Annotated in this window: 14 protein-coding genes and 1 pseudogene; 12 read left to right on the top strand and 3 right to left on the bottom strand. The window is 38.2% G+C overall.

Annotated elements, in window-relative coordinates; genetic code table 11:
- The first annotated feature begins 46 nt into the window (after positions 1-46).
- From KB197_RS10200 to KB197_RS10185, 4 genes are read left to right on the top strand one after another with little or no spacing between them, the layout of a single operon-like run.
- Positions 47-940, top strand: coding sequence for an AvrD family protein (locus KB197_RS10200; RefSeq protein WP_212573724.1), 894 nt, complete (start codon positions 47-49; stop codon positions 938-940).
- Positions 940-1716: an AAA family ATPase gene (locus KB197_RS10195; RefSeq protein ID WP_049501960.1), complete on the top strand. Its 777-nt coding sequence runs from the start codon at positions 940-942 to the stop codon at positions 1714-1716. Before KB197_RS10200 ends, KB197_RS10195 begins: the two co-directional genes overlap by 1 nt.
- An 8-nt stretch (positions 1717-1724) precedes the next feature.
- Positions 1725-2402, top strand: a complete 678-nt coding sequence (locus KB197_RS10190) for an ABC transporter ATP-binding protein (RefSeq protein WP_000614114.1) — start codon at positions 1725-1727, stop codon at positions 2400-2402.
- A complete protein-coding gene (locus KB197_RS10185; RefSeq protein WP_212573725.1) occupies positions 2399-4666 on the top strand; it encodes an ABC transporter permease in 2268 nt (755 codons plus the stop codon). The genes KB197_RS10190 and KB197_RS10185 overlap by 4 nt, the downstream gene beginning before the upstream one ends.
- A gap of 302 nt (positions 4667-4968) precedes the next feature.
- On the opposite strand, the gene KB197_RS10180 is transcribed toward KB197_RS10185, so the two are convergent.
- From KB197_RS10180 to hslO, 3 genes are read right to left on the bottom strand one after another with little or no spacing between them, the layout of a single operon-like run.
- Positions 4969-5514, bottom strand: coding sequence for a cysteine hydrolase family protein (locus KB197_RS10180; protein WP_084923867.1), 546 nt, complete (start codon positions 5512-5514; stop codon positions 4969-4971).
- A 1-nt stretch (position 5515) separates the two neighbouring features.
- Complete coding sequence (dusB, locus tag KB197_RS10175; protein WP_000183308.1) at positions 5516-6496, bottom strand: tRNA dihydrouridine synthase DusB; 981 nt, start codon at positions 6494-6496, stop codon at positions 5516-5518.
- On the bottom strand, positions 6483-7355 hold the full coding sequence (gene hslO, locus KB197_RS10170) for an Hsp33 family molecular chaperone HslO (RefSeq protein ID WP_000357854.1): 873 nt from the start codon (positions 7353-7355) through the stop codon (positions 6483-6485). Before hslO ends, dusB begins: the two co-directional genes overlap by 14 nt.
- A gap of 164 nt (positions 7356-7519) precedes the next feature.
- On the opposite strand from hslO, the gene KB197_RS10165 reads away from it, so the two are divergent.
- From KB197_RS10165 to dltD, 8 genes and pseudogenes are all read left to right on the top strand, one after another.
- Positions 7520-8947, top strand: a complete 1428-nt coding sequence (locus KB197_RS10165; protein ID WP_212573726.1) for a helix-turn-helix domain-containing protein — start codon at positions 7520-7522, stop codon at positions 8945-8947.
- 159 nt (positions 8948-9106) lie between these two features.
- Positions 9107-10615: a glycerol kinase GlpK gene (glpK, locus tag KB197_RS10160; protein WP_064276807.1), complete on the top strand. Its 1509-nt coding sequence runs from the start codon at positions 9107-9109 to the stop codon at positions 10613-10615.
- 41 nt (positions 10616-10656) lie between these two features.
- Positions 10657-12483, top strand: a complete 1827-nt coding sequence (gene glpO / locus KB197_RS10155) for a type 1 glycerol-3-phosphate oxidase (RefSeq protein WP_064276806.1) — start codon at positions 10657-10659, stop codon at positions 12481-12483.
- A gap of 70 nt (positions 12484-12553) precedes the next feature.
- Positions 12554-13258, top strand: coding sequence for an MIP/aquaporin family protein (locus KB197_RS10150; RefSeq protein ID WP_094752995.1), 705 nt, complete (start codon positions 12554-12556; stop codon positions 13256-13258).
- 149 nt (positions 13259-13407) lie between these two features.
- Positions 13408-14586 carry a ryptide export MFS transporter gene (locus KB197_RS10145; RefSeq protein WP_212573727.1) on the top strand — a complete coding sequence of 393 codons (1179 nt, stop codon included), beginning with the start codon at positions 13408-13410 and terminating at the stop codon, positions 14584-14586.
- An 81-nt stretch (positions 14587-14667) separates the two neighbouring features.
- Positions 14668-15123, top strand: a pseudogene (locus KB197_RS10140) (transposase); the annotation flags it as partial.
- Positions 15124-15412: 289 nt separating this feature from the next.
- Positions 15413-16567 carry a D-alanyl-lipoteichoic acid biosynthesis protein DltB gene (gene dltB, locus KB197_RS10135; protein WP_064276804.1) on the top strand — a complete coding sequence of 385 codons (1155 nt, stop codon included), beginning with the start codon at positions 15413-15415 and terminating at the stop codon, positions 16565-16567.
- A 47-nt stretch (positions 16568-16614) separates the two neighbouring features.
- Complete coding sequence (gene dltD, locus KB197_RS10130) at positions 16615-17787, top strand: D-alanyl-lipoteichoic acid biosynthesis protein DltD (RefSeq protein WP_064276803.1); 1173 nt, start codon at positions 16615-16617, stop codon at positions 17785-17787.
- The last annotated feature ends 431 nt before the right edge of the window (positions 17788-18218 follow it).

The following is an 18218-nucleotide window of genomic DNA, read 5'->3' as shown; positions in this document are numbered from 1 at the left end:
CTTTTTTTGTTTAAGATAGAGTCAGTTTAAAAGATTGGAGAAGTATATGCTAACAGTAGATTATTTACTTGGAGACAATAAAAATCGTTATTTTTGCAGAGGGCATAAGAAGACGACTTATGAAGTTAAGTTGAAAAATATTTTAGAAGGAGTTGGGTCTCTTCATCAAGAAGGTTTGTGGTCTAGTAAACAATCTGAAATCATACAGCAACACCTGAGTACATTAGATGGAATAGTATTAGCTCATTTATTTGGAAGTGAAATACTGAAAAGAATGGGAGTGAGATTAAATCAGTATAGGTTAAGCCATTTTGAGATAAAGTCAGGGATAAAAGCTATAGAAGAATTGGTAAATTTAAAATTAGAATTACAAAATTTCAAAATGACGAACCAAGTGATTGAATTTGATTGCTTGGTAATGGATATGAAAGTTTGTTTAGGATATCAATTATTAGAATGTATGGAAAATGTAGCTGCTATAGGAGAACAAGGTAGAGATTTTTTATCAACGCATTTAAGAGATAGACAACATGATATATACGATGTTGAGTTTTCAGATAGTAGTATATCTTGTAAAGCAGAGCAAGTATTAATCAAAGATATTGAATATAGTGGTGTAGGTAGTCTAGAAAAGAATTATTATAGTTTGTTAGAGCTTCTGATTATTTTTTCTCAAATGGCAGAGATGTTAGCCTACCATATAGAAGAGATATCTCGAGAAGAGAGCAATACCATGTGGATGAAGCAAGTGAGTGCAGACTTGAATTCACCAATTTTGAACGGAGTAGTAGAGCTTAGTGGTAGTGTTTCAAAAAATAGATTGTTAAAAATTAGAGAAGAACATTGGAAAGTCTACGAAATGTCAGGATATGATATAGATCATAAGGTAGTCTTTAAAAGTAAAATAGCTCAAAAATTACCTGATGGAGGGGGACAGTGATGGGAAATAGAGAATTAAGGTTAGTCATATCGGGAACTTATTCTACAGGTAAGACAACAACTGCTACAGCTCTTTCGATTGCAACGGGACTTCCCTTAATCGACGCTTTGTCTGCGAGGGAAATTTTGACAGATTTATATCCTGGCAGAAGATTTCAGGATATGTCATCAACTGAATTAATGGCACTAGGGCTAAAGCGTTTTGAGGAGAGAATTCGTACAGAAGGAATTTTATACAAGGAACATGGAAGTTTTCTATCAGATGGTTCAGTATTGAATGAATGGATTTACGGTACTGTTCGAATGAGGGTAGGAATTAATCCAGGATCAGCATTCATTCATCGATTGATGAAATCTATTTTAGGTATTCCGGGTCGACGATTTTTCAAAAAATATTTGACTGCTTATGGGGTTGTCTCTAAGAATCATGCGAAACTGTGGTATACAGATGTTGTTCATTTACCAGTAGAGTTTGCAATGGATCCAGATGGGCATAGACCAGTATCTGAAGAGTATCGAAATTTATCAGATGAGGAATTATATGAAGCTTATAGGAATTTGGGTCTGACACCTTATTGTGTCAAAGGTAGTCAGAAAGAACGGTTAAATCAGATCATTCAACATTATGAGTTGCCAATAGTTGTTTCAGTAGATGAGGCTATTTCCTTAGCTGAAAAGGTTATACGAGAAAACAGGGAAGCAGTATCTAAACGTATCATAGAACAGTATGAAGAGCCTACATTAAAGGAAAAAATAAAATTTATGACAAGATATTAGGAGTATGTATGATTCAGTTTCAAAATATTAGTAAGATTTATAAGGTAGGAGAGCAAGAAGTTCGTGCTTTAGATCAAGTTAGTTTTTCTATTGAGAAAGGGAAATTTACAGTTATTTTAGGTCCATCAGGTTCAGGGAAAAGTACGTTACTAAATTTACTTGGTGGGATGGATCGTGCGACATCAGGAACCTTTATATTTGATGAGGAACTAGTAACAAAGTTTACGGACAAGGAATTATCTGCTTATCGAAAAGATAAAATTGGTTTTGTTTTTCAATTTTATAACTTAGTTCCAAGTTTAACAGCCAAGGAGAATATAGGTATTGCAGCAAATTTAGTGAAAAACAATAAAGAAATTGATATGTATTTAGATCAAGTTGGTTTACTTCATAGAAAAAATAATTTTCCTAATCAACTTTCTGGAGGTGAAATGCAACGTGTATCAATTGCAAGGGCATTGGCTAAAGAACCTAGTCTATTATTGTGTGATGAACCTACAGGAGCGTTAGATTCAAAGACAGGTGATAGTATTTTAACTTTATTGAAGGAAGTTTCTAGAAATGGGAATGCTGCAGTTGTAATGGTTACACATAATAGAGAGTTTGCTAAATTTGCAGATCGAGTTATATATTTGAAAGATGGAAGTATTGAAAAAATAGAGAATAATGAAGAGGTGCTGGGATGAGGTATCTTCATATAAAATTATTAAGAGATCTTCGGCAAAATTGGCAACAATTTTTCTCTGTTTTTCTGATGTCTCTATTAAGTGTATTAATCTTTGTAGGGCTACAAGGAGCTTGGCATGGACTTGAAAAGAGTCTAGAGAGTTATTTGAAACAATCTGAACTTCCTGTTGTTTGGGTTCAAGCGAGACAAATTGATGAATCAAAAATTAAGCAGGTTGAACTATTATCTTCTGTTGAAAAAGTTATCAGTAAAAAGAAAGGATTTGCTAATATTGTTCGTTTAGACAAGACTGACGGACGAATCAATCTTGAAACGATTACAGATAATCAACTGGTTACAGTAACAGAAGGAAGTTCTTTTTCTGAAGGAAAACAAGATTCGATTTGGATTGATGGGAATTATGCGAAGAAGAATCATTTACAGATTGGAGATTCAATTTCTATTTCATCAAGGGGGAAACAGATAGATTTAGAAATTGTAGGATTTGTTCAGGCCACAGATAAGATTTATTTCACAGGTAGCATGGAATATATCGCTCCAAATCCTGACAATGATGCCTATGGTTATATTGCAGATAATGAAATTGCAAAAGGAATTCTGGGTTTATCGTCAGATAATGCCTTAGAAATTTATGGTTCTAAGGTAGATTTGCGAGGAGATTTAGAGTCTATTTTTGGGGGCGATTTAGTTTCTTATCAAGATCAAAAAAGTTTAACTGAAATATCAGAAGCTACCGATCGAGTTGGGCAAATTAGAAACTTATCTTACTTATTTTCTTTTATCTTTATTTTGTTAGCTATTTTGGCTATGTTTACAACCATTCAGCGTTTGATTGATGGCCAAACAAAAGAGATTGCTGTATTAAAGGCTCTAGGCTTTTCAAATCAGGCTATCAGTTTACATTATATTTTATTTGGCTTAGTAGTAAGTTTATTAGGAAGTTTCGCAGGCTTTGCTATTTCTCCCTTGATGTCATGGTTTGTACTAGAAACTCAAAAGTCAATGTTTACACTTCCAAATTGGCAAATATCTTATTCGTCTTCATCAATGGTTGTCGGTATTGTAGTCATTATTATTTGTGTTTTAGCTGCCTATTTAGCTTCTAGAGAGTCAGCTAGAGGCTTACCAGCAATATTTTTAAGAGGTAAAGAAAAAGTTGCTAAATCTGTTTTTGTGGAAAGATTTTCCTCTATCTGGCAACGAATTTCTTATCCTTCTAGATGGGCAATTCGTGATGCCTCGTTTAATCGTATTCGAGTTTTGATGGGAATCGTGGGAGTTGCAGGAAGTATGATGTTACTGATTGCTGGAATTGGTATGCCTGTGTCCATGAATCATCTTGTTGATAAGGCATACAATGAAGATTTTTCTTATTCAAAACGACTGACCGTAGCTGATTATACATCTTCTAAGTCTAGATATGGTGGGCAAGGTGTACAAATTTCACAGGCACATTTTAATCCAGATGATGGCTACAACCGTTTATTGATTATATTTGATGATGGAGATATGATCCAAGCAAAAACAGAGAGTGCTGATTCTTTGAAAGATGATGGTTTGTATGTAACTAGATCATTTGCCCGTTTAGCAGGTATTAAAGTCGGAGATTTTTTAAATGTGACTCCCTATCAAGATGGTCATACTTACAAGTTTGAAGTAAAAGGGATTGTCACAAGTGAAACCAATCAAGGGGCCTATCTTCATGCTAGAGTCTTTGAAAAAGCAGGGGGAGATTTTACTCCACATACTTTATTAGTTGGGCCGGAGGTGGACGAAGATACTATTAAGCAAGACAAAGGTGTTCTATCTGTCATTGAAAAAGGGAGCCAAGAAAAAAATGCCTATGATTTTGTATCTAGTTTGATGAGTGTATTTCTAATGATTATTGGCTTTGCCTTATTACTTGTTATTATTGTTCTCTATAATCTGGGCTCTTTAAACTTTGTAGAGAGAATGAGAGACTATGCTACATTACAAGTATTAGGATTTTCTAATCAATATCTACAGATGGTAACTCTTTTTGAGACTATACTAACTACCTTTATTGGTTGGCTAGTAGGAATTCCTTTAGGCATATGGTTTTTGAAAGAATATGTAGCAACATTTTCGACGATTCGAATTGAGTATACCGCTTATATCAGTATGTATGTCCTTGCTTCTGCTACGTTATTGGTTTGGTTTACATCTTTAGGGACTGCTTATTTTATTAGTCTTCGTATGAGAAAGATTGACATGATTAGTGCTCTAAAGGGGGTAGACTAGTATAGTCAGTTCTGAGTGAATTTATAGACATTTATGAATAATTGTTAATCATCAGTTCTAATACTCAATGAAAATCAAAGAGCAAACTAGGAAGCTAGCCGTGGGCTGCTCAAAGCACTGCTTTGAGGTTGTAGATAGAACTGACGAAGTCAGTAACCTATATACGGTAAGGCGATGCTGACGTGGTTTGAAGAGATTTTCGAAGAGTATAAGGTCTAAATTTACCTATTTGTGTTTCGGTTCACTGCATTACTGCATTCAAAATCCGTCAGCTCAATAAGAGTTGACGGATTATTTTATACTTATACTTGGGTTAAAAATTCTTCTGTAGTAAGAATTTGAGCAAACTCATCTTGTAGAGAAAGGAGATTAATCTCATGGATAGTCTCAGGAGAGATGGCCTGACCGTTTTTGTTAGATAGGGTAAAACTGGCAGTGGCATCTGCTAGTAAAGTGACTTTAAAATCAAGATTTGCTGCCATTCGTGTCGTAGTAGATACACAATGAGGCAGGGTCAAACCAACAACGACTAAATGACAAATCTGATTTTTTCGTAAATATGTTTCAAGATTTGTTCCAATGAAGGCGCTATTAACCGTTTTTTGAAAGATAGGTTCTGAGGTGACTGGTTCAAATCCACTTTTAAACTCCTGATTTTGTTTGTTATGAAATTGCGACTGGGGATTGTCAGATATGTGTTGAACATGTAAGATTGGAAGAGCGTGTTTACGAAAGTATGCCAGTACCCTCAATGCTTGTTGTTCAGCTTGAGGGTTGTTCCGTTCTCCCCAGATAGGGTTATCAAATGCTTTTTGCATATCGATAACAAGTAGAGCAGTATGAACCATTTTAAGCCTTATCCAATTGCAAGAGAGCTTCAATCTCTGCTAGGGTGCTAGCTTGTGAAATAGCTCCACGAAGTTTGGCAGCGCCAGATGTTCCACGGAGGTAGTGAGGAGCGAGGCCACGGAATTCACGAACTGCGACATTTTCCCCTTTGAGGTTAATCAAGCGTTTCAAGTGTTCGTAGGCAATTTTCATCTTGTCTTCAAAGGTCAAATCAGGTAGAATTTCTCCTGTTTCAAAGTAGTGGTTGATTTGGTTGAAGAGGTAAGGATTTCCCATGGCAGCTCGGCCAATCATAACTGCATCAGCACCGACTTCTTCGATGCGTTGCTTGGCTTCTTGAACTGTACGGATGTCACCGTTGGCGATAAATGGAATCTTGGTCAAAGCTTGAGCGACCTTGTGAAGGGTCTCAAGGTCTGCGTGACCTGTATACATTTGCTCACGGGTACGGCCATGCATGGCGAGGGCAGAAACGCCTGCAGCTTCAGCAGCGAGGGCATTTTCTACTGCCAGAGACGGGTCAGCCCAGCCGGTACGCATTTTGACAGTAAGTGGGATATCAAGGACAGATTGAACCTTGTTGATGATAGAGTAAATCTTATCTGGATCCTTGAGCCACATAGCGCCAGCTTCGTTCTTCACGATTTTGTTAACTGGGCAGCCCATGTTGATATCCACAATATCGGTTTTGGTGTTTTCTTGGATGAATTCTGCTGCGCGTGCTAGGCTGTCTTCATCGCTACCAAAGAGTTGGATAGAAACAGGGTTTTCGCCTTCGTCGATATGAAGCATGTGCAGTGTTTTTTCGTTGTTGTATTGGATTCCCTTGTCAGAGACCATTTCCATGACAACGAGTCCAGCTCCGAGCTCTTTTGCAATAGTACGAAAGGCTGAGTTTGTCACACCAGCCATAGGCGCTAGAACGGTACGATTGGGAATCTCAACATTGCCAATCATAAAGGGTGTATTAAGATTTGTCACGAATGAGTTCCTCCAGGTCGTTTTCATCAAAGTTGTAAGTTGTTTGGCAGAATTGACAAGTGATTTCTGCCCCGTGATCTTCCTCTTTCATTTCCTGTAAGTCTGAGCTTGGAAGGCTGGCAAGAGCGTTCATAAAGCGCTCATGGCTACAGTCACATTGGAAACGAATTTCTTCTTCAGAAAGACGCTTGTAGGCCTCGTCACCGTAGATAGCCTTGAGGAGGGCTTCGATATGGTCTTCACTTTCGAGAAGAGTTGAGATAGCTGGCATTTCTTGGATGCGTTTTTCAAAGCGAGCAATCTCTTCTTCCTTGGCTCCTGGCAAGACTTGAACTAGGAAACCACCTGCAACCTTGACCTTGTCTTCTTCGTCTAAAAGGACATTGAGGCCGACTGCTGAAGGGGTTTGTTGGCTTTCGGTCAGGTAAAAGGCCAGGTCTTCACCGATTTCCCCAGAGATGAGGGGAGTCATAGAGTTGTAAGGATTTCCAGTACCGTAGTCTGTGATAACGAGGAATTGACCATTTCCAACAAAAGGTCCAACTAGGACTTCACCAGTTGCAGTCTTTTTGATGTCAACACCAGGATTTTGAACGTAGCCTTTGACGTTCCCCTTGGTATCAGCGACCGTGATAATGGCACCTAGAGAGCTAGAGCCCAGCACTTTAACTGTTAGTTTGGTATTTCCTTTTTCATTGGCTGCGAGAATCTGGCTAGCGATAAGAGTTCGACCAAGCGCTACAGTTGAGCTAGCTTGGGTTTGATGTTTTTCTTGAGCAGTGCGGACTGTTTCTGTGCTATCAAGGACAAAAGCACGAAAGGCTCCGCTTTCTGATATTGTTTTAATAATTTTATCCATAGCTACTATTTTAGCATAAAAATGTCCAAAGGGGGAGCCGTGTGTTTGCTGATTTTCAGGATAATGAACTAGGAAATCAGCATGAAAATAAAAAGAGAAACAGATTATTTCAGCATTTGTAAGATTTATGCTATGCTTAAGGTAGAAAATGAAAGGGGTAACAAATGTATTTAGGAGATTTGATGGAAAAGGCTGAATCTGGCCAATTTTCAATCCTTTCCTTTCTATTACAAGAGTCTCAGACGACCGTCAAGGCTGTAATGGAGGAAACAGGATTTTCAAAAGCAACCCTAACCAAATATGTCACCCTGCTCAATGACAAGGCTTTGGATAGTGGCATAGAGCTGACTATTCATTTAGAAGATGAAAATCTGCGTCTATCGATCGGTGCAACTACCAAGGGAAGAGATATTCGGAGCCTGTTTTTGGAGAATGCTGTTAAATATCAGATTTTGGTCTATCTTCTCTACCACCAACAGTTTTTAGCCCATCAGCTGGCTCAAGAATTGATGATTAGCGAGGCTACGCTTGGTCGTCACTTAGCTAGCTTAAATCAGATTTTGTCAGAATTTGATTTATCTATTCAAAATGGACGTTGGCGAGGTCCAGAGCATCAGATTCGCTATTTCTATTTCTGTCTTTTCCGCAAGGTCTGGTCTAGTCAGGAGTGGGAAGGTCACATGCAGAAACCAGAGAGAAAACAGGAGATTGCCAGTTTAGAAGAAATCTGTGGTGCAAGCTTGTCTTCGGGTCAGAAATTGGACTTGGTTCTCTGGTCCCACATCAGTCAACAGCGTCTTCGGGTTAATGCTTGTCAGTTCCAAGTGATAGAAGAGAAAATGCGAGGGTATTTTGACAATATTTTCTACCTTCGTTTGCTGAGAAAGGCTCCGTCCTTTTTTGCTGGACAACACCTTCCTCTAGGAACTGAGGATGGGGAGATGATGATTTTCTTCTCTTTCCTCCTATCTCATCGCATTCTTCCTCTTCATACTATGGAATATATCCTTGGTTTTGGAGGGCAGTTGGCCGATTTGCTGACACAGTTGATTCAAGAAATGAAGAAGGAGGAGTTGCTGGGTGATTATACAGAGGATCACGTTACCTATGAACTCAGTCAGCTTTGTGCTCAAGTCTATCTCTATAAGGGCTATATTTTACAGGACCGCTACAAGTACCAGTTGGAGAATCGTCATCCTTATTTTTTGATGGAACATGATTTTAGGGGAACGGCAGAGGAGATTTTTCATGCCTTGCCTGCCTTTCAGCAGGGGACGGATTTGGATAAGAAAATTCTCTGGGAATGGCTCCAGTTAATTGAATATATGGCTGAAAATGGTGGCCAGCATATGCGGATTGGTTTGGATTTGACATCAGGTTTTCTTGTCTTTTCAAGGATGGCAGCCATTTTGAAACGGTATTTGGAATACAATCGTTTTATTACCATTGAAGCCTATGACCGAACTCGACATTATGATTTGCTGGTTACCAATAACCCGATTCATAAGAAGGAACAGACTCCAGTTTATTATTTAAAAAACGACTTGGATTTGGAAGATTTGGCAGCGATTCGTCAGTTATTATTCACTTAAAAGGCTTGGTTGTTCCAGGTCTTTTTTGTGAAATTCACACAATCTACTCACATTTTTTAAAAAATTAAAAAAAGTTGATGAATAAGAAAGCGCTTTATTTTGTATACTAGTTAGTGTAAAGAGGAAACATCCTCAAGATCTTTATCAGGAGGACAGCACATGTCACAAGAAAAATACATTATGGCCATTGACCAGGGAACTACAAGTTCTCGTGCCATTATTTTCAACAAAAAAGGAGAAAAAGTTAGCTCGAGTCAAAAAGAGTTTACTCAGATTTTCCCTCAGGCAGGTTGGGTAGAGCACAATGCCAATGAAATTTGGAACTCTGTTCAGTCAGTTATTGCGGGTGCTTTCATCGAAAGCGGTGTCAAGCCAAATCAAATCGAAGCAATCGGGATTACCAACCAGCGTGAAACAACTGTTGTCTGGGATAAGAAAACAGGCCTTCCTATCTACAACGCAATCGTTTGGCAGTCACGCCAGACAGCACCTTTGGCTGAGCAACTAAAAAGTCAAGGCTATGTGGAAAAATTCCATGAAAAGACTGGTTTGATCATCGATGCTTACTTCTCTGCTACTAAAGTTCGTTGGATTTTGGACCATGTAGAGGGCGCTCAAGAGAGAGCTGAAAAGGGTGAATTGCTCTTTGGTACGATTGATACTTGGTTAGTTTGGAAGTTGACTGACGGTGCGGCTCACGTGACGGATTACTCAAACGCAGCTCGTACCATGCTTTATAACATTAAAGAACTCAAATGGGATGATGAGATTTTGGAAATTCTCAACATTCCTAAGGCTATGCTTCCAGAAGTTCGTTCTAACTCTGAAATTTACGGTAAGACAGCGCCATTCCATTTCTATGGTGGACAAGTGCCAATCTCAGGTATGGCTGGTGACCAACAGGCGGCCCTCTTTGGACAGTTGGCCTTTGAACCAGGTATGGTTAAGAATACTTATGGAACAGGTTCTTTCATCATCATGAATACTGGTGAAGAGATGCAGTTGTCTGAAAACAACCTATTAACAACGATTGGTTACGGAATCAATGGCAAGGTTTACTATGCCTTGGAAGGTTCAATCTTCATCGCAGGAAGTGCTATTCAGTGGCTTCGTGACGGTCTTCGCATGGTTGAAAATTCACCAGAATCTGAAAAATACGCTCGTGATTCTCACAACAATGATGAAGTTTATGTCGTTCCTGCCTTTACAGGTCTAGGTGCTCCATACTGGAACCAAAATGCTCGCGGTTCTGTCTTTGGTTTGACTCGTGGAACAAGTAAAGAAGACTTTATCAAGGCAACCTTGCAATCTATAGCTTATCAAGTGCGTGATATTATCGATACGATGCAAGTGGATGCTCAAACAGCTATCCAAGTCTTGAAAGTAGACGGTGGTGCAGCCATGAATAACTTCCTCATGCAGTTCCAAGCTGATATTTTGGGAATCGATATCGCACGCGCCAAAAACTTGGAAACAACAGCTCTAGGGGCAGCCTTCCTAGCAGGTTTGTCAGTAGGTTACTGGAAAGACTTGGATGAGTTGAAACTCTTGAACGAGACAGGAGAACTCTTTGAGCCATCTATGAACGAATCTCGCAAGGAACAACTCTACAAGGGCTGGAAGAAAGCTGTGAAAGCAACCCAAGTCTTTGCGGAAATCGATGACTAATACTGGAAGAATAAAGCGACTTAGTTAGAAAGTGTGTAAAAATGGAATTTTCAAAGAAAACACGTGAATTATCAATTAAAAAAATGCAGGAACGTACCCTGGACCTCTTGATTATTGGTGGAGGAATCACAGGGGCTGGTGTAGCTTTGCAGGCGGCAGCTAGCGGTCTTGAGACTGGATTGATTGAAATGCAAGACTTTGCAGAAGGAACATCCAGTCGTTCAACAAAATTGGTTCACGGAGGTCTGCGTTACCTCAAACAATTCGACGTAGAAGTGGTATCAGATACAGTTTCAGAACGTGCAGTGGTACAACAAATTGCACCTCACATTCCAAAACCAGATCCAATGCTTTTACCAGTTTATGAAGAAGATGGAGCAACCTTTAGCCTCTTCCGTCTCAAAGTAGCTATGGACTTGTACGACCTTTTGGCAGGTGTTAGCAACACACCAGCTGCTAACAAGGTTTTGAGCAAGGAAGAAGTTTTAGAACGCCAGCCAAACTTGAAGAAAGAAGGCTTGGTAGGAGGTGGGGTTTACCTTGACTTCCGTAATAACGATGCGCGTCTCGTGATTGAAAACATCAAACGTGCCAATCAAGACGGTGCCCTCATTGCCAACCACGTTAAGGCAGAAGGCTTCCTCTTTGACGAAAGTGGCAAGATTACAGGTGTCGTAGCTCGTGATTTGTTGACAGACCAAGTCTTTGAAATCAAGGCTCGTCTGGTTATCAACACGACAGGTCCTTGGAGCGACAAGGTACGCAATTTGTCTAATAAGGGAACACAATTCTCACAAATGCGTCCAACTAAGGGAGTTCACTTGGTAGTGGATTCAAGCAAGATCAAGGTTTCACAGCCAGTTTACTTTGACACAGGTTTGGGTGATGGCCGTATGGTCTTTGTTCTCCCACGTGAAAACAAGACTTACTTTGGTACAACTGATACAGACTACACAGGTGATTTGGAACATCCAAAAGTGACGCAGGAAGATGTAGATTATCTACTTGGCATTGTCAACAACCGCTTCCCAGAAGCCAATATCACCATTGATGATATCGAAAGTAGCTGGGCAGGCCTTCGTCCATTGATCGCAGGCAATAGCGCTTCTGACTACAATGGAGGAAATAACGGAACCATCAGTGATGAAAGCTTTAACAACTTGATTGCGACTGTTGAATCTTACCTCTCTAAAGAAAAAACTCGTGAAGATGTAGAGGCTGCTGTTAGCAAGCTTGAAAGCAGTACCTCTGAGAAACATTTGGATCCATCTGCAGTTTCACGTGGTTCGAGCTTGGACCGAGATGACAATGGCCTCTTGACCCTTGCTGGTGGTAAAATCACAGACTATCGTAAGATGGCTGAAGGAGCTATGGAGCGCGTGGTTGACATCCTCAAAGCAGAATTTGACCGCAGCTTTAAACTCATCAATTCTAAGACTTACCCTGTTTCAGGTGGGGAATTGAACCCAGCAAATGTGGACTCAGAAATCGAAGCCTTTGCTCAACTTGGAGTATCACGTGGCTTGGATAGCAAGGAAGCTCATTACCTAGCAAATCTTTACGGTTCAAATGCACCGAAAGTCTTTGCCCTTGCTCACAGCTTGGAACAAGCGCCAGGACTCAGCTTGGCGGACACCTTGTCTCTTCATTATGCAATGCGCAATGAGTTGGCACTTAACCCAGTTGACTTCCTCCTTCGCCGTACCAACCATATGCTCTTTATGCGTGATAGCTTGGATAGCATCGTTGAGCCAGTTTTGGATGAAATGGGACGATTCTATGACTGGTCAGAAGAAGAAAAAGCAGGCTACCGAGCAGATGTCGAAGCAGCTCTCGCTAACAACGATTTAGCAGAATTAAAAAATTAAGAAAAAATAAAAGAGGCGGAGGGCAGGACTCCTAGTCTACCCTCTCCTCCTTTTTAATGGAGACAGAAAAATGATGAATGAATTATTTGGAGAATTTCTAGGGACTTTAATCCTGATTCTTCTAGGAAATGGTGTTGTTGCAGGTGTGGTTCTTCCTAAAACCAAGAGCAACAATGCAGGTTGGATTGTGATTACTATGGGTTGGGGAATTGCTGTAGCCGTTGCGGCTTTTGTATCTGGCACGCTCAGCCCAGCCCACCTAAATCCAGCTGTAACGTTTGCGATGGCCTTAAAAGGAACGCTCTCTTGGGCTTCCGTTTTCCCATACATCCTAGCTCAGTTCGCAGGGGCTATGCTGGGTCAGATTTTGGTTTGGTTGCAATTCAAACCGCATTATGAGGCAGAAGAAAATGCAGGCAATATCCTGGCAACCTTCAGTACTGGACCAGCTATAAAAGATACTGTATCAAACTTGATTAGTGAAATCCTAGGAACTTTTGTATTGGTATTAACAATCTTTGCTTTGGGACTTTATGACCTTCAAGCAGGAATCGGAACCTTCGCAGTGGGAACTTTGATTGTCGGTATCGTTCTATCACTAGGTGGAACAACAGGTTGTGCCTTGAACCCTGCGCGTGACCTTGGACCTCGTATCATGCATAGCATCTTGCCAATTTCAAACAAGGGAGACGGAGATTGGTCTTACGCTTGGATTCCAGTTGTGGGACCTGTTATCGGTGCAGCCTTGGCCGTGCTTGTATTCTCGCTTTTCTAATCTAGAAAACAATTATGTTGAAAAGCTTGAGATGAAAATCTCAGGCTTTTTCATGTAAAAACCATCACTTTTGTTTTCTGCTATTTTATGCTAAAATATTAAAAATCAAATTTTAATTCCAAAGTTGGCAACTAAGATAGGAGAGCTATATGTCTAATTCATTTATCAAATTGTTAGTCTCTCAATTGTTTGCAAATTTAGCAGATATTTTCTTTAGAGTAACAATCATTGCTAACATATACATTATTTCAAAATCAGTAATTGCCACGTCACTAGTTCCCATTTTAATAGGGATATCCTCTTTTGTTGCGAGTCTTTTAGTTCCTTTAGTTACTAAAAGGATAGCGCTAAATAGGGTTTTATCTTTATCCCAATTTGGAAAGACTATATTATTAACGATACTGGTAGGAATGTTTACCGTAATGCAATCCGTAGCGCCTTTGGTAACCTATCTATTTGTTGTGGCAATTTCAATATTAGATGGTTTTGCAGCACCTGTTTCCTATGCTATTGTGCCACGCTATGCGACCGATTTGGGTAAGGCTAATTCAGCCTTGTCAATGAGTGGTGAAGCTGTTCAATTGGTGGGTTGGGGATTAGGTGGACTCTTATTTGCAACAATTGGTCTGTTACCTACCACGTTTATCATTTTAATATTGTATATCATTTCTAGCTTTCTGATGTTATTTCTTCCGAAGGCTGAAGTGGAGGTGTTAGAGTCAGAAACTAATCTTGAAATTTTACTCAAAGGTTGGAAGTTAGTTGCTAGAGATTCTAGATTAAGACTTTTTGTATCAGCAAATTTATTGGAAATTTTCTCAAATACGATTTGGGTTTCTTCTATCATACTTGTCTTTGTAACTGAGCTATTAAATGAAACGGAAAGTTACTGGGGATATTCTAATACAGCATACTCTATCGGGATTATAATTAGTGGTTTAATTGCTTTTAGGCTATCTGAAAAGTTCCTCGCTGCTAAATGGGAAAGTATTCTTTTTCCTCTTGTAGGCATGGCAATAGTGACACTGACTATTCTATATTTTCCAAACGCACAGATGTTTTTATTATTTTCAGCTTTAGTTGGTATGTTATCGCAACTAAAAGAAGTTCCTGAAAGTGTATTTCTTCAGGAAACAGTAGAGGAAAATAACTTGGTTAATGTCTATTCCGTTCTTGAAGTGATTTCAACACTATCATTTTCAGTATTTGTTTTGCTAATGAGTTATATTACTGAGAGTTTTGGTATTAGCATCAGTTTTTGGCTGTCGGCCATTTGTCTGATGATAGAAGCTATTTTAATTTATATCAGACGAGATTATTTTAAATGAGAGACTGGGTAAGAAGTCTTTAAAAATCAGAAAAGCGCATAGTATCAGGTGTTGAAAAAACTTGATATTGTGCGTTTTATTATGAAATTGAATTATGAAGAGAAAGTTCAAATCCATGAACTAAAAAACAAGGAATCAGCTTAAAGCAACTTTCAACTATATTTGGAGTAGGTATTTCTAAACTAACATACATTTTTAGTTTGTTTTGATCGTTATGGGATTGAAATTGTCAAGAAAGGGCAGAATCGCGATTATTCTCCAGAATTAAAACAAAAAATGATTGATAAAGTTCTTCTTGAAGGTCGTTCGCAAGGAAGTGCTAGTCTTGATTATGCCCTCCCAAACCAAGGAATGCTTCCAAATTGGCTGGCACAATACAGGAAAAACAGGTATACTATTGCTGAGAAAATAAGAGGAAGGTTAGCTAAAATGGGACGTAAACAGAAGAAAACTTGTGAAGAAATGACAGAATTAGAACGATTTAAGGAGGAGAATGAACGCTTACGTACTGAGGTAGCTTACCTAAAAGAGTTAGAGGAAAGAGTCGAAGCTTTACAGCTAAAAAGTCAGAATCCTTCACTGGTTCCTTCATCAATTTTTTGTTCTTGAATTTTATTTATTGTGTGAATAATTTTGTCTCATTATTGGGGTTCAGTACTAAGAGTCAGTTGGATTTTTTATTTTAAGAAATAAAATAACAGAAGTATTTATAGTTTTTAAATTATGGTATAATGAATAAAGTTAACTATCTTTGGTAATATGATAGGAACTAATCTTAAAAAGATAAATCATGAGATGAGAAAAAGAAAAAAGGAGTTTGGCTGGTATGAATTATTTCGAGGGGAATGAGTTTTTCCTTCTTTTGTTTGTAGTTTTACTAATTGGTTTTGTAGTAAACTTTTTTGAAAAACGTAAGGACTACTATATTTTGGTGCTCTCCCTCTTATTTGCAGGAGCTATTTATGGCAAGAGTAGAGCAATGATTATCTATTTACTCGCCTTTGTCATTTATCAATATTTTCTAGTTTTTCTAGCACAGAGTATAGAAGTAAAGCGGATGAAACCTCTGATTTTCCTTTCTATTTTTCCTTTGGTGATTAATAAAGTCTTTGCCCTGACTTCTCTGCATTTGTTGGCCTTTATTGGAATTTCTTACATGTCCTTTAAGACTATTCAGATCATGCTGGAGATATCGGATGGCTTGATTAAAGAAAAGATTAGCATAAAAGACTACCTGCAATTTTTACTTTTTTTCCCTACAGTTAGTGCTGGTCCGATTGATCGGAGTAGGAGATTTTTAAAAGAGATAAACGAGGTCATGCCTCGAAAAGAGTATCTAGAGTTAGCAGGGGACGGTGTGTATCGTATCGTTTTAGGTCTACTTTACAAGGTTGTTTTGTCAACCTATGTGTACCAGATGATACTCGCTCTAAGCAATACTGGTACAGTCGTTTACTCAATCAAGTATATGTACCTCTATACCTTGTATCTGTTCTTCGACTTTGCAGGCTATAGTCTAATGGCTGTCGGAAGTAGTAACATTCTAGGTATTCAGACACCGATGAACTTTAACAAACCTTTCTTGAGTGTCGATATCAAGGATTTCTGGACCAGATGGCATATCACTTTGTCGACCTGGTTGAGAGATTTTGTATTTTCAAGAGTATTGATGCAGGTTATCAGGAAAAAATGGTTTAAAAATAGACTACACAATGCAACCTATGCCTATATGGTCAATATGTTGGTCATGGGTTTTTGGCATGGTCTTAGTGTTAGCTACATTGTTTATGGTTTTTATCACGGTGTCTTGATGGCTGGATTTGAAGTGTATCAAAAGAAAAGCACTTTTTATAAGAAAAATAAAAACAAAAATTGGTATAAACTACTAAGTTGGTTTGTGACCATGAATTTGGTTATGATTGGTTTCTTTATCTTTTCAGGTGAACCCTATAAAATCTTACTTACGATTTTAAAGAGATAAGAAATTGAAAAGAGATTGGACGGATCGAAGGGATAGGATAAAACGAGATGATTAAACTAAAAGCATTTTTGCTATCGCTTGTGCTCGTAATTGCGACGCTTGCCCTTTTAAATGTGACATACGTCAAGAAGATTGATGATTATTATAAAGTAAAGGATAACAGTATTCGCTATAGCACTTCGTATGAAAAGTATAAAAGTAGAGATATTCTGACAAGCAATATTACTCCCAATACATTTGTTTTATTGGGATCATCTGAGTTGGTTGCGACGATAAATGAAGACTATCATCCCAATAAAATTTTTAACTACAACGATTTTAATATCATGCAGATTGGGACCAGTTATTCACAAAACATCATTCAGGCTACGACCTTGGGTTCTATTGAAGGATCTATGACTAAGCGAAAAGTGGCTATAATAGAGTCGGTTCAGTGGTTTGAAAAAGATGGGACTCATCAGGATGCCTTTTTGAATAAGGCTTCTCAGGAACATATTTTTCAGACACTCTCTAATAAGAAAATTAGCAAAGATACCAAGGAAAAACTTATTGATAGAATTATTGAAATAACTAAAGGGAATAAGCTTCAAAATGACCTTTATAAGAAATATAAGAGCTACTTCATAGAAGGTAAAGGAACCTTTATTGATAAGAAGTTATTAGAGTTAGATAATACGATTTATTCCTTTAAACTCAAACAGATTTTTTATCAAAAACATGCCAAATCAGATTATCCTTCACTAGGGGATAAAACTCCAGACTATGATTGGGAGAAAATGACGAATCAGTTTGTAGAAGAGGTCAAAAAGAAAACAGACAATAATGATTATGCTGTTGATAATAACTACTACAATACTTACTTAAAAGATCGCTATGCATCGTTGAAAGATTCCAATAAAGATTTGAGCTATCTGGAGTCACCAGAGTATTCAGATATGGAACTCTTCTTGACAGTTGCCAAGGAATTGGGCATTGAAGTTGAGGTCATTATTTTCCCAGTAAATGGTAAATGGAATGACTACACGGGTGTCTCAAGAGAGATGCGGGAGAAAACTTATAAAAAAATAGAAGATGTCGCAAAAAGCCATGGTGCAACGGTATTAAACTATGGAAACAGAGAGTATGATGATTACTTTTTATTTGACGTGATGCACGTTGGAGTGAAAGGATGGATGGAAGTTGAAAAAGAACTTTACAAATTTGCAAACCAAGATAACTAACACACACCGTTTAATCTTGTGGACGTTATTTTTCTATACGGTTATCTTAAGCATCGTGATTTATTGTTTTGTGACCGATTTTTCGAACATTCAAGAATTTATCTATAGTGAATTTTAGGATTACATACTATAAAAAACTCTAGATAAAGGGAACTGCACCGATAAAGTGAGACATAAGATAAGGCTCTATAATATTTATAGTGGAGACATCCTCTATAGGTAGTATGGAGCCTACTTTATTGTAGCCCCATATAATTTATACTGAAAAGCATTCAAGCTATCATTAAAAAGAATCATATGGAACAAATTAATATTACTGAAACGTAGTGAAAATAGACGGGTAAACAATTGAAAAACTAGTCTATAAAGTGGTATAATAGCAGAAAAATAAATTAGTAAGAAATTGATTTTATTTTAGCGAAAAATTACAG

This window comes from Streptococcus sp. 11-4097 (genome assembly GCF_018215285.2).
Taxonomy (GTDB): Bacteria; Bacillota; Bacilli; order Lactobacillales; family Streptococcaceae; genus Streptococcus.
This window is presented reverse-complemented; position numbering and strand designations above follow the sequence as displayed.

Bases quoted from the DNA above. Each gene is read 5' to 3' on its own strand.
- KB197_RS10150 (WP_094752995.1), top strand. From the start codon at position 12,554: ATGATGAATGAATTATTTGGAGAATTTCTAGGGACTTTAATCCTGATT.
- KB197_RS10200 (WP_212573724.1), top strand. From the start codon at position 47: ATGCTAACAGTAGATTATTTACTTGGAGACAATAAAAATCGTTATTTT.
- dltD (WP_064276803.1), top strand. From the start codon at position 16,615: ATGATTAAACTAAAAGCATTTTTGCTATCGCTTGTGCTCGTAATTGCG.
- hslO (WP_000357854.1), bottom strand. From the start codon at position 7,355: ATGGATAAAATTATTAAAACAATATCAGAAAGCGGAGCCTTTCGTGCT.
- KB197_RS10180 (WP_084923867.1), bottom strand. From the start codon at position 5,514: ATGGTTCATACTGCTCTACTTGTTATCGATATGCAAAAAGCATTTGAT.
- KB197_RS10185 (WP_212573725.1), top strand. From the start codon at position 2,399: ATGAGGTATCTTCATATAAAATTATTAAGAGATCTTCGGCAAAATTGG.
- KB197_RS10190 (WP_000614114.1), top strand. From the start codon at position 1,725: ATGATTCAGTTTCAAAATATTAGTAAGATTTATAAGGTAGGAGAGCAA.
- KB197_RS10165 (WP_212573726.1), top strand. From the start codon at position 7,520: ATGTATTTAGGAGATTTGATGGAAAAGGCTGAATCTGGCCAATTTTCA.
- glpO (WP_064276806.1), top strand. From the start codon at position 10,657: ATGGAATTTTCAAAGAAAACACGTGAATTATCAATTAAAAAAATGCAG.
- dltB (WP_064276804.1), top strand. From the start codon at position 15,413: ATGAATTATTTCGAGGGGAATGAGTTTTTCCTTCTTTTGTTTGTAGTT.
- glpK (WP_064276807.1), top strand. From the start codon at position 9,107: ATGTCACAAGAAAAATACATTATGGCCATTGACCAGGGAACTACAAGT.
- KB197_RS10145 (WP_212573727.1), top strand. From the start codon at position 13,408: ATGTCTAATTCATTTATCAAATTGTTAGTCTCTCAATTGTTTGCAAAT.
- KB197_RS10195 (WP_049501960.1), top strand. From the start codon at position 940: ATGGGAAATAGAGAATTAAGGTTAGTCATATCGGGAACTTATTCTACA.